Origin of the sequence: Lysinibacter cavernae (genome assembly GCF_011758565.1) — a bacterium.
GTDB lineage: Bacteria > Actinomycetota > Actinomycetes > Actinomycetales > Microbacteriaceae > Lysinibacter > Lysinibacter cavernae.
In genome coordinates this window covers 95,526-108,539 of the sequence record NZ_JAAMOX010000002.1, presented here as the reverse complement: position 1 = coordinate 108,539, position 13,014 = coordinate 95,526, and the positions used below count along the sequence as shown (strand labels likewise).

Here is a 13,014-nt window from a genome sequence, read left to right as displayed (position 1 = left end):
AGTTTTGGGGGAATCTGAACGAATATTGGTCGGCGCGTAAGCAAATCGAGTGCGCTCGTATCTTGTTACGTAGCCGATGTTCGGCGGCCGAAGCGCGGCGGACCTGTGCGCGGCAAAAATAGAAACTTTTGGGGAGTTTTTCGTGGGATTTGTAGAAGTTGGGGCTTCGCGTACAGCGCGCATACGTCGCTCGATCGTTTCCGTTGGGCTTGCTGGGCTCCTTGCCGCAACCGGCGTGTTTGCTGGCAGCACTCCAGCGTTTGCGGTCGAGGCGGTCGTATCACAGGTGGGTGTGTCCGTGAGCTTTGACGGGACCGGCCCCTTTGACGCCGACGACGCGCCAGGTCACGATAGTGGCGAGTTGAACGGTGTTGTTCGCTCTGTTGATCAGGTCGAGTACCTCGTGGCGTCTTCGTTCGCTTCGCTTGGGGATGCGGCGTACACGGCACAGCTGCCAAACGGCATGGTGTGGGATGTGACGGCGTCCGCAAACACCGTTTGTACGGGTGTTGGAGGTGGAACCTTGAGCTCGGACAAACGCACGCTAAGGTGCAATCGAACGGTAACCGGAATCAACGAGTCGTTTAAGATTCGTGCCTGGGTTGACCACGCGGGAAATGGAGAGACGGTTGCACCAACCGTCTCGGTCGGTGGGGTGAGCGCTACCGCCCCTGCCATTACCGTTTCTGCTGTTCCAAAGACTGAACTGCGGCTGTATACCGGATGGGCAAATATGCCCGTCGTACAGGACGGAAAGCAGGGCGTCAGCCAGGGAGTGTTTGCCCTGATTGGTGCACCGAAGCCCGCCTCAGGAAATTTTAAGGGCTACGAGGGGCTCGCTCCAAGCTACTCGTTCTTTGTCGCCGTCCCTGAACACGGAAAAGTGATTGCCGCGCGAGAAAGCTTGGACAGGGGGAGCGTCGCTGTTGAACATCCTGCAACCCCCGGAGGGCTCACCAAGATAACGGTCTCTGGCCAGGCCCAGGGGTTGCTCAACGCAACCGTAAGCACACTTGCGCCGACGGACTTCATGAGCACATATCAGATTGCCATCAGCATTTGGACGCCGTACGATCCCGGCATTCCAATCAACGTACCCACCCCGCTGGCCGTTCATGTTTCTGGCTTTGACCCGGTGTCGGCGAGTGGCGTATCGAACTTTGGCGATGGCTACGCCCCCGGCCAGGAACCAACATACGTGTGTCCAACTGCGCCGCTGCTGAACAGCAAGCAACTTGCGTGCGTTCGTGAAACCGTCACTCGAACCGATCAGCCCCAGCTTGGGGCGACGGTTGGGGCTTCGCTCTATAAGCTCAACGACCCGCTGTACGGTGATTCGCACGGGTATCCAATGAACCAAGAGAACGTTGTTGTTGGCCAGCCGTATGTTTCGATGACCGGCATTTTTAACGGCGTGACCGCGGGCGCGGAAACCTCTCATGCGTGGGGAATGCTGACCTGGGACCCGAAGCTTCACCAGCTCACGGGCCCGGTCCAGGTCCGGAAATTTGCTTCAGGGCTTGTTGACGCGTTCTACGGGCGCGGGTATTCCGACGTTGCACATGTGGACTCGTACCGAGTCGAATACTCAGATCACCCGTTTGCAGACGATACTGCACGCCGGACGACCGACCCGAACTCGATGACGTGGGTTTCAACCCCCGAGCAGCTGCCAAACGGGGTTGCTTCGGCTACTGCGGTGAGGCTCATTACGGTGGATGGAATCCTGCCGAACACTGGCATCGGCCTTGTGAGCCCGTTTGTTCGCCCGTCAACGTCTGCAAATCTTGCGGTTAACACGCTGCTTCCGTGGTTCTGGCAGTACGGCTCGGATGAGACGCCGCGCGTACAGTCGACCTACAACGGCACGTATTCGCCCACAGGTGCATCTGTTCGCACCGCGGATGCCTTGATTCGCTCGAAGGCAGCCTGGAGTTCGTCTGCCGTTGCGCCTGGTGATGTGAAGAATCTTGTCGTGACCCCAACCGCTATTGGGCCCGTTGGAGCGACGGCAGATTCGGTTCTTAAGGGTGTCACGTTGAAGGTCACTCTCGATTCCGTGTGTACCGAACCAGTGTGGAGCGCGGTGAAGCTCATGGACGGGTACAAATCGCATACCCCCGCCGACTTCGGGCCAGACGGCATCGCCTGTACCTCAGATGACGGAAGCCCGGCACAGGTCGTGTTTGCGCTCGGAGATATCGTTGCCCCTGCTGGCCCGATCGGGCCGCTGCCCATTCAGGGGCACGCCTCCCCGCTGCAACCCATCTCGATTCCCGTTGCGTTTTCACCGCTGACCCCATCAGGCACAACGTATAAGGCCACAATTGTTGCCTCGGCCTCCAACGATTCATCTATTGAATCGTATGAGGGGAAGACCAACCTGACGGCCAACGCGATCTCGCAGGACCGTACTGAGTTTGCGTCCATCATGGTGCAGGGCGTCGCATCGTTCTCCGGTGGGAAAACCGCTGTGACACAGCACGAAGGCTTCGCAAATCCTCACGAGGAGTTCAGCTACACAATCAACTGGGGGAACGGAACGTCTGACAAGGTTGGCAGGGGCACATTTGTCGATTTGCTTCCCTATAACGGCGACAGCCGAGGAACCTCTGGAATGCCGGACGGCGGCTTTACCGTTATTACAGCAGCAGCGTCAACCAGCAATACCGACGTGATGGGTGGCGTGAGCGTTGAGTACACGACGGACCCGTCGGCTGATGTTGCCGCCGCGCTTATTCGGGAGGGAAACTCCGACGGGCACGAGGGCGTCAACTGGAAGACCGGCACCGTCACGAGCTCGGCAACCGCACTGCGGTTTGTGACCGAACAGGAAATTGACCCTGGATTTGCCGGGAGTGCGACGATCACCGTATCGGTTGACGGACTCGGGGTTGGCGGTGTGCTGAAGAACGACTTCTACGGAAAAACGACCGAGGTGAATGGTGATCCAAACACCGTAAAAACGATCGTTGGCGCGGCCGAGCTGACGCTGCGATCATCGGCGGCCTCTCTCGCTGGAACCGTGTATCGGGATAACGATTTCTCGGGAACCGTTTCGGATGCTGACACGACCTGGGCGTCGGGCTCACAGACCCTGACGATCTCGAACGAGTTTGGCAGTTTTACAACCGATATAGCTGCGAACGGAACCTACGACTTCGGCATTATCCCCGGTGGCGACTATGCCGCGACGCTCACAGACGGTCAGGGGTGGGCGCTTGTGCTTCCCAACCCAATCAGCATCGCAATCGGCGATATTCGTGTGGCTGAAAACCTGCTCTTTCAAGAGGCCGTAGCCGTGCCGACCGCGGTAGCCGACACCGCAAGCACCTCAGCTGGACAGTCGGTGACCGTCAACGTGAAGAAGAACGACACGTGGCCAAACGCCACTGCACCCGCGGCTCAGACCGCCGCCGTTATTGCCGTAGGTGGCGAGGCGACCTATGGAACGGCAACGCTGACGACCGACGGAACGCTCAGCTACACGGCATCCACTGTTTGGCCAACCGAACACGACGGCGCCGAAAGCTATCAGGACACCATCACGTATGTTGTTACGAACGCGGCCGGTGGAACCGCCTCTGCGACGGTCACGGTGACGGTCTATCCGTCGCCGGTTGCGGCGAATGACAGCGCAACGGTGCGCGATGGGAAGCCAACAACTCTCAACGTGCTGAGCAACGATGCTGGAAACAGCATTGCCATAGTTCCCGGTTCTGTTGCCACAGCTGGAGATGCGACGGCCAGCATTGTTGACGGCACGGTGTCGGTCATCCCGACACATACCTGGGCCGTTGGCGAGAAGACCTACGAGACAGCCATCGACTACACCATCGAGGATGCCTTTGGGCAGCGCTCGTCGGCGACAGTGACGGTGACCGTTCAGCGCGCGCCCGTGGTAACTGGGCAGAGCAACCTGACAATCGCATCCGACGGTACTGCGACCTTCTCTCCTGCGGTGCTGAACCCCGATGTGCTCGAAGCAGGTGGCGTGGCGGTGGCTTCGAAGCCGAAGGGTTCGACGGTAGTGGTCGGCGACGATGGATCAATCACATTTGTCCCTGGGACAGCCGGCGTTGGTGAGCATACTTTCACGGTTGACTACACCGATAATCTTGGCCAGACCACGACTCACACGTTTACCGTAACGGTGTACGAGGCCCTTGCCGGAGTTGCCGACGAGGCCACAGTTCGCTCGGACACAGCGTCAACCCTCAACGTGCTGGTCAATGATCGCGGCGATGCGCTTCAACTCGTTGACGCAGGTTCGTCATGGACAATAGACCCCGCGACGGCAGCCAACGCTGGCTCGGTAACCATCGTGAATGGCTCGCTTGAGTACACGCCGTTCGGGACCTACCAGTGGGCAGAAAGCGAACTGAGCTACGCCGAGACGCTGAGCTACGTCGTTGAGGATGCGCACGGCAAACGCGAGACAGTGACCGTTGTGGTCACCGTAATCCGACCGCCCTCAGGCGTTGATCGCCACCTTACCGTTGAGCCTGAATTTGAGAAGGTGATCTTTGATCCGATCGGAGAAGCAACGGGAACCGGCATCGTGCCGCTGGCCGACAGCGACATCGTGGCTGACCCAGCACACGGAGTGGTCGAGATCCTTGGGGGCGTTGTGCACTACGTTCCAACACCTGGGTTTGTTGGTGACGACACCTTTGTGGTGCGTATGACCGACGTGGTTGGGCAAACGACTGAGGTTCGCTACACGGTGACCGTTCTTGCTGCGGATGCCCCAGCACCAACAGCTCCGGGGACGGGTGGGGAATCTGCGAAGCCTCAACCGGGTGGGCCAGTAACGGAAAACCCGTCCGACCGGCTGACGGACCCGGAGACAAGCGGATCTCGTGACGCGGGGGCTCGTGGTCTTGCGGTGACTGGAACCGGAGCAACCTCGGGATGGACGGTGACGGCTTTGGCTTTTGCCATGATGTTAGGCCTCTCCCTGGTAGCACAACAGCGCCTGCGGCGGGCCGAGGCGGATCGTGTCTCATAGCGCCAAGCATCCACACGACGTTGCCGGGGAGGGAGCCGCTGCCAGCCGTTCCCTTCCAGATGACGACGGGACCCTTCTTGCCGCTTACCGGGCAGGTGACGCCGACGCGATGAAGAGCCTGTACTCGCGGCACTATTCGGCAGCGCTGAACACCGCGCGTCAGTATGCCGCGAGCAACGCAGAAGCCGAGGACATCGTTGCGGAGGCGTTTGCGCGGGTCATCCAGGCGATCAACAATGGCAAGGGACCGTCCGTCTCGCTGTGGTGGTACCTGGTGACAGCCATGAAAAGCGTGGCCATCCGGAACAGTGAGAGCGGCGCGCGAACGGTCGCCGTTGAACCAGATGTGCTTGAGTTCTTGAGCAATGAGCGGGTGGAGTCCTCCCTGGATTCCGCCGCGCAGGTGGCGGTTGTTGACGCGTTTAACCGCCTCCCGCAACGGTGGCAGGAGGTTGTCTGGTACCGAGAGGTGCAGGGGCTAAGCACCGCAGAAACGGCCGAGGTGCTTGGGCTGAACCCAAATTCCACCTCAGCGCTTCATAACAGGGCGCGGAAAGGGTTCCGAATCGAGTACCTCAACGCACTTGCCGCTGAGAACGCAAGGCCAGGCTGCCTTCCATACTCAAAGAGGCTCCCCGCCTATGCTGAGTACCTCGAAACCTCGAGCGATGCCCTTTCCCTGAATGAGGCAGCGACGGTTGAACAACATCTGGCTGGATGTTCATCGTGTTCGCGTGCCCTCACCGAGATTGAGAACGTCAAAGCTCGCCTGCTTGGCGTTGTTGCGGCCTGCGTGCCTGGGCTGGTCTTTGGGATCTCCGACGGCATCCGAGATGTGGCCACCGCGGGTGCAACGTCAGCGTTGATGCCGGCGGCATCCCCACATATCGCGGGGATCACGACCTCGCTTGTGGCGAAGGCCGCTCTTGGCGCCGCAGGTCTTGCGGTCGCCGCGGGGATCACCGCGCTGTTTGTATTTGGCGCAGCCGGCTCAGCTGGCGAGGCCCAACCACGCGAGCCGCTTGCGGCTGACACATCGCGTCCCGTGCAGACGATTGAGCCGACCGCCGCAATGGAGAACTCCGGCGAGGTGAGCGGCGAATCGTTTTCATCCGCCGGCCCTCTCGTCGAGCGTGAAGCTGGCAGTGCTTTGGATACTGGCGTGCGCGTTGGCAGGCAGCTGCTCGTAGAGGTTCCAACAGAGAGCGGACTGTGTCGGGTGTACTTTCAGCAGGCAACAGGCAATGAGATGGCCTTCTTCGAACAGACGATGACCGGGGGAGGGAGCTGCTTCGTCGATATCGCGCGCGAGGGTGGCTACCTGGTCATGCTCGATTCGGTTACCAACTCCCACGTTGCGCAGGCGGCAAAAGCGGCAGCTTATTCGATTCGAGTTGCTACGGACGTCTCGCCGACCGCCGGCTTTGAATTTGCAGTGACCTCCCAATTATTAGATTCGTCACCGACGCCTTCGGAAGGGTGACCGGGTGGGATCGTGTTGCTGCGCACTGACGGGCGCAGCAACATTTGGGGGACTCGCGAACAGCAATCTCGCATGTTGGGAAACCGCGAGAAAAATGTTGTCGTTTGAGTGAAAGGTTTTTCACCAACCTTCAGTCTCTGTTCAGTGATCGAGCATTTGGCCGGTCGCACGTGGGGACATCCGCGTGTTCACTGAACTCATCTTTGGGGGATACTTCTGTGAAAAATAGGGAATTGGCGACGACCGCGAGTCCGCGCGGACTTCGTCGTATGACACCGGCGCTTGCCGTTGCTAGCGCGTTGGCCGTGATTGGGTCTGGCCTGACCTTTGGCATCCAGCCTGCCTCCGCGGAGGTCGGCGAGGTGAGCGATATTGGCATCTCGATCAACTTTGACGGAACTGACGGCTTTGACGCCGATGATCTTCCTGGCCACGATAGCGGGCCAAATAACGGTGTCGTTCGGGCAAACGATCAGGTTGAGTACCTTGTGGCCGTTTCGTTTGCGAGGGCAGGCTCGACGGTGTTTACCTCAACGATGCCAGACGGGATGGTCTGGGACGCGACTGCCGCGGCTAGCTCCGTGTGCACCGGCCCGACCGGTGGCAAGCTCAGCACAGACAAGCGGACGCTGACGTGTGACTACACGGCCACAACGCTCGTTGAATCATTTAAACTTCGCGCGTGGATTGGCTCTGTTGGCAACGGTGCCACGGTTGCCCCAACGATCACTGCCGGCGCAAAAACGGGTACCGCTCCGGCCCTGAGGGTGTCGGCGACGCCGAAAACCGAAATGCGTCTCTACGTCAATAATCCCGTCATGCCTGTGGTTCGCAACGGCAAAGAGGGCATGCAGAACATTGTGTATGTCTACACCGGAGCGACGAAGCCTGCCTCGGGAAACTACAAGGGGTACGAGGCGCTCGCCTCGGAATTTAGCTTTGAGGTTGAGGTTCCCCCGTACGCCGAACTTGCCGGATCGATGGCAAACGTCTCAGGTCTTGGTGGTGGCACGGTGAGTGCGACCCAGCCTGCTGGGCCTGGTACTCCGTTCAAGATGACCGTGCGTAATCAGCAAACGAACTTCCTCAACGCATCAACTACTGCGGCGCAACCTGCCTCGTTTGCGACGCTCGGTGTTGTCGGGTTTACCTACTGGGTTCCCTTTGACCCCGTTATTCCGGTCAACGTGAGCACGCCAGTCATTGGAAAGGTCACCTCGTTTGATCCGGTCAGCCTCAGCGGCGCGTCGAACTTTGGAGATGGATACGCGCCTGGCTACGGTGCGGATTCGCCAACGTGTAGCGCAACGGACTACTACTTCTCTCAGCTTGCCTGCTACGGGACGAGCATCTTGCGCACGGATAAGGTCGTCCTGGTCGGCACGATGACCTCGACACGGGCATCAAATAGCGCCGATACGATCTATGGCGACAACCACGGGTTTACCACCGGCAACGAGTCAGTCGTCGCTGGGCAGCCGTTTGTGAGCTTTAACGGGGTCTACAACGACACCACGGCTGGCGCGCCATCGCATAACACCTGGGGCATGGTGACGTTCGACCCGGCCGTTCTGACCCTCACGGGCAACGCGACGGCTCGTTTTGTGGCGAGCGGTAAGCCTGACGGGTTTTACACCACTGGGTCCGGCACGGTGGTGCCTGACGCTCACCGGGTGATCGAATACAGCGATACCACATTTGCGAACGATGCTGCTCGGCGAGACGCGGAGCCATCCGCCATGAACTGGGTGACACATCCCGCCGCACTTCCTGGTGGCCTGAACTCAGTCTCAGCCGTTCGGGTGGTGTACCTCAACGAACTGGTGCCAAACACGACAATCGGGTTGAACCTGCCGCTCATGCGTTCGGTATCTGCCGCCTCCGCCGCCCTCAGCCCTGGCACCCCGATGCCGTGGTTTTGGCAATACGGCTCAGACGAGCAGCCAAGGGTGAAATCGACGTTCACCGGCCTAGGCCAGAGCATGAGGGGCGGGTCAGTTCAGGCCGCCGAGGCACTCGTGCGCACCGAGTCTTCCTGGAGCCACTCGGCCACATCTCCTGGCGAGGTACAGACGCTCTCAGTCAAGCCCGTTGTGATCGGTCCTGTTGCCGGTTCGAAGACAACGGCCAGAGACGTGAAGGTCACGGTCGCGCTGAGCTCGACGTGTGCGGAGCCCGTGTGGTCTGCCGTCACGACGCATCCGGGATACGTCACCCACACGGAGGCGAATGTTGGCTCTGACAACATCGCCTGTACTGAGGATGATGGAGCCCCAGCGACCATTACCTATAACCTCGGCGATTTGGATGCCCCAACAGGCGCGATCGGGCCGTCGCCGTATCAAGGGCACGCGACACCCGCAGACATCATTGCGATTCCGGTGAACCACTCGGTGCTGACCCCGTCAGGAACCGTGCATACCGCGACGATTGTCATCTCTTCGCCGAGCGATAGATCTGCCGAATCGTTCGAGAACGCAACAAACCTGGTGAGCACGGCCAAGGCGCAGGACCGAACCGAGTTCGCGTCCATCACGGTGAACGGCGTTGCGTCGTTTGCCGCGAGCAAGTCTGCTGTTACCCGTATCCCCGGCCAAGTTGACCCAGATGAGGAGATGAAATACACCCTGACCTGGGGCAACGGAACATCCGACGAGGTTGGCCGAGGGACATTTGTAGACCTGCTGCCGTACAACGGCGACGCACGCGGCACCTCAGGGCTCCCCGCGTCTGGCTTCACCGTGATTACGGCAGCTGCCGAAACTGGCAACGACACGGTCATGGGCGGTGTTGCGGTGCAGTACACAACCATGAAGTCCGAGGACGCTGCGATTGAGCTTGCCAAGAACGATAACAGCGACGGGGCCACCGGAATCGAATGGAAAACAGGAACGATCCCGTCAACTGCCACGGCCATTCGTTTTGTAACCGACGAGAAGATTAAGCCTGGCTACACCGGCACGGCAACCATCACGCTCAAAGCGGAGGGACTCGCGCTTGGCGGCGTGCTCGAAAACGATATGTACGGAAAAACCGAGGCCATCGGCGGTGATGCCAACACCATCAAGCGAGTCGTCGCCGCTTCGAAGGTCACGCTGCAGTCGAGCGCTGGCTCGCTCGCCGGAACGGTGTATGAGGATACCAACTTTGACAGCATCCTTACCGAAGGAACAGACCCGGTGTTTGCCTCTGGCACTGCCAAGCTCCGGTTGACCGGCGAAGTTGAAACCTACCTCATTGATATCGCGGCCGATGGCTCATACAAGATCCCGGCCATGATCCCTGGCGACTACATCGCGTCAATTGTGGCAAAGGGTTGGGCCTGGAAGGTTCCCTCTGTTGTCACGGCCGAACTCGGCGTCGTGATTGAGGACGTTGACCTGCTCTTCCAGAAGGCTATTGCCGCGCCAGTTGTGGTTGACGACGTGCTTCGCGTTACGCAGGGCAAAACGCAGACCGTTGATGCCAAGGAAAACGACACCTGGTCGTGGCCCGGCATCGTAGGGACCGAAACGACTGCGGCGCTTTCGAGTCAGCCGACCTACGGCTCAGCGACCATCGATGCCGACGGGCTGGTGAGCTATACGGCAGCGACCGATTGGCCGGCGGAGTTTTCTGGGGCTTCGACCTACGAACAAATAATCACCTACACGGTCACCAACTTTGAAGGTGTTGCGGCGACCGCTCGCGTCGTGGTCACCGTGAACGCTGCACCCGTTGCGGTCGATGACACCGCAACAGTGCCGGCAACGGCATCCACCGCTCTCGACGTGATCGCAAACGACAGCGGTTCAGGGCTTGAGCTTGACGGAACACCAACATCCAACAACCCAGACGTCTCGGTTGTGTCAGCGAGCGGCGGCCTTGTTGTTGATCCCTCGGCGTATGCCTGGATCGACGGTGAAGCCACGCTGGACGTGACACTCGGATATTCGGTCGTGGACGAGTTTGGTGAGACGGCAACCGCAGCGGTCACCGTTACCGTCGTTCGCGCGCCCGTATTTACCGGTCCAACGGACGCGCTCGAGGTTGGCACCGGCGACTCGCTTCAGCTTCCCAACGAGGTACTGAACCCAGGAGCGCTCGCGGAAGGCGGGGTAACCGTCACCGACCAGCCAACGGGTGGGACCGTCACTGTGGCGGACGACGGCTCGGTGACGTTTGAGCCCGGCACGGTCGAGCCTGGCGAGCACTTTATTAACATCACCTACACCGACATCTACGGGCAGCAGACAACCGTGACACACACGATTACGGTGTTTGCGTCCAACATGCCGGTCTCCGACAACTTTGTTGTCGCGCACAGCTGGTCAACTGAAGTAGACCCTGTGGCGAACGATGCTGGCGAAGGGCTCGTTCTTTCCTCAACTACGGCCGGCGGAAACGGTGTGGTGACCGTCACCAACGGTAACGTGCTCTATGCGCCGGATGCCGCCTACCCCTGGGCTGAAGGGGAAACCGAGTACTCCGACACCGCAACGTACGTCGTGACTGACGGACGAGGCAACTCCGCGACGGGCGAGATTATTTTCACCGTTATCAAAGCGCCAGTCGGGATTGATCGTCACCTGACCGTGGCCAACGGGGTTGAGAGCGTACTGTTTGACCCCATCGGTGAAGCCGCCGGCACTCGGCTGGTTGAGCTCGACGCTCAAAGCGTTGTTGCCGAGCCATCGAACGGAACGGTCTCCGTCGAAGACGGCACCATCACCTACCACCCGGTAGCCGGATTCGACGGCGAGGACACGTTCTCGGTTGAGATCCGAGACGCGCTCGGCCAACGCACCGTTGTGGTCTACACGGTGACGGTTGAGCCAGCGGTTGAGCCGAAAGCGCCCGAGACCGGCGATGGAACGACAACCGGCCCGACAGCTGAAGCGGACGGTGGCAACCGCGGTGACGGCGCAGCCGACCAAACGGGTACGCCATCGCAGTGGTTAGCCGTGACGGGAGCGGCAGATAACGTTATCGGCGTTTCGCTGCTGCTGCTTGCCTCCGGGCTCGCCGTGCTTGCCATAAATCGGCGACGTACCAAACGCCAAACGGCAGGGAGCTCGACCAGCGTATGACCAGTATCCACGGCCCCGGCCTTCCATCTGGCGAAACGGACGCTCAGCTCCTCGAGGACTATCGTGCGGGCGACGAATCAGCGATGACCGCGCTGTACTCCCGCTACTACGCGATGGCGATCTCTCACACGTACCGTTTTGTCGGGACGAAGGCCGAGGCCGAGGACATCGTTTCGGAAGCCTTTGCCAAGGTGATGCAGGCAATCAGAAACGGCAAGGGCCCAACCGCTTCGCTGTGGTGGTACCTCGTGACCGCGATGAAGAGCGTCGCGCTCACGCCGCGAAGGGGGCCAGAAGCAGCGATGGCCGTTGACTCGGAAATGCTTGAACTCCTTTCGGGCGACGAGCAGTCTGGGCCTGAGTCTCGGGACGAGCATCCAGCGCTCATGACCGCCTTCCGTGCGCTTCCGCAACGGTGGCAAGAGGTCATGTGGTACCGAGATGTTGAGGGTCTTTCGATGAAGGAGGCCGGCGAGGCGATGCGAATCAGCTCGTCAGCGCTTGGCGCCCTGCATACGAGGGCCAGACAGCGGTTTCGCGTTGAATACGTGCGGGCGTCTGCCGGTGAGTTTTCCGCTGAAGCATGCCAGCCGTTCTATAGTCAGCTTCCCGAATATCTTGACGCGCCTGCGGGCGACCCCGCATTCGCCGATCTCGAAGCGCACCTTGCCTCATGCGAAGCGTGTGCAGAGGGGAGCGTCGCGCTTACCCACATCAGTGAACGCTTTCTGCGGGGCGCGGCAGCTTCTGCTCCAGGCATCGTTGGCGCGTCCGCGCTGCTTCGGGCGCAGGGCATCGGTGCCGCCGAGGTCGCTCAGGCGAGTACTGCGCTTCAGCCCGCAACATCCGGTGCTTCCGCGTTCCTGTCCGGCACAGCTGCGAAGGTGGCGGTTGCCGCCGCCGGACTCGCCGTCGTGAGTGTCGGTGCGTTTGTGTGGATGACCTCGTCAACCGCGGTGCAACCGAACGATCCCATTCCAACGCCCATTACCGGGCAGGTTGTTGCGCAGAGCGAGAAAATACCAACGGCGAGTTCGGCCCCGGAAGCCGGCGGTACCACGGGTGATTCCGGGAACGACGCGGGCGAACCGGATGCGCAGGCCAGCGCTGCCCCATCCACCAAGGGCCGCTCTGGCAGGCTCCTGCTCGTTGAACTCCCAATGCGCGACGGTACCTGTGCGCTGTTCTTTCAACCGGCCGTGAACGGTGAGCCTGCATACTTCGAACAGGCGACCTTGGGCGAAGGCCACTGCGAGGTCGCCCTCTCCAGAGCCGACGGTTTTGCCGCGTCGCTTGACTCGACAGAAACCTCTCGTCTCGCTCATGCTGCCAGAACGGGCAATTACTCCATTGGGTTTACAACGGATGCCGCCGGCGAGACCCAGCGAAACCACGCGTTTGTGTTCGAGGTCACGAACACCTACCTTGGTCGCTGACTCGCCAGTGTCACT

The 13,014-nt window shown here is 60.3% G+C and carries 4 protein-coding genes; all 4 read left to right on the top strand.

The features are described from left to right. Positions 1-142: 142 nt before the first annotated feature. The 4 genes from FHX76_RS16750 to FHX76_RS09950 all read left to right on the top strand — a co-directional run bounded on the left by FHX76_RS16750 (position 143) and on the right by FHX76_RS09950 (position 12,999). Positions 143-5,011 carry an Ig-like domain-containing protein gene (locus FHX76_RS16750; RefSeq protein WP_167150555.1) on the top strand — a complete coding sequence of 1,623 codons (4,869 nt, stop codon included), beginning with the start codon at positions 143-145 and terminating at the stop codon, positions 5,009-5,011. Further along, positions 5,001-6,494: a sigma-70 family RNA polymerase sigma factor gene (locus FHX76_RS09960; RefSeq protein WP_167150554.1), complete on the top strand. Its 1,494-nt coding sequence runs from the start codon at positions 5,001-5,003 to the stop codon at positions 6,492-6,494. The genes FHX76_RS16750 and FHX76_RS09960 overlap by 11 nt, the downstream gene beginning before the upstream one ends. A gap of 218 nt (positions 6,495-6,712) precedes the next feature. Further along, positions 6,713-11,563: an Ig-like domain-containing protein gene (locus tag FHX76_RS16745; protein ID WP_167150553.1), complete on the top strand. Its 4,851-nt coding sequence runs from the start codon at positions 6,713-6,715 to the stop codon at positions 11,561-11,563. Beyond that, on the top strand, positions 11,560-12,999 hold the full coding sequence (locus tag FHX76_RS09950) for a sigma-70 family RNA polymerase sigma factor (RefSeq protein WP_167150552.1): 1,440 nt from the start codon (positions 11,560-11,562) through the stop codon (positions 12,997-12,999). Before FHX76_RS16745 ends, FHX76_RS09950 begins: the two co-directional genes overlap by 4 nt. Positions 13,000-13,014: the final 15 nt, after the last annotated feature.

Coding starts and splice junctions, on each gene's coding strand:
- FHX76_RS09950 (WP_167150552.1), top strand. CDS start 11,560: ATGACCAGTATCCACGGCCCCGGCCTTCCATCTGGCGAAACGGACGCT.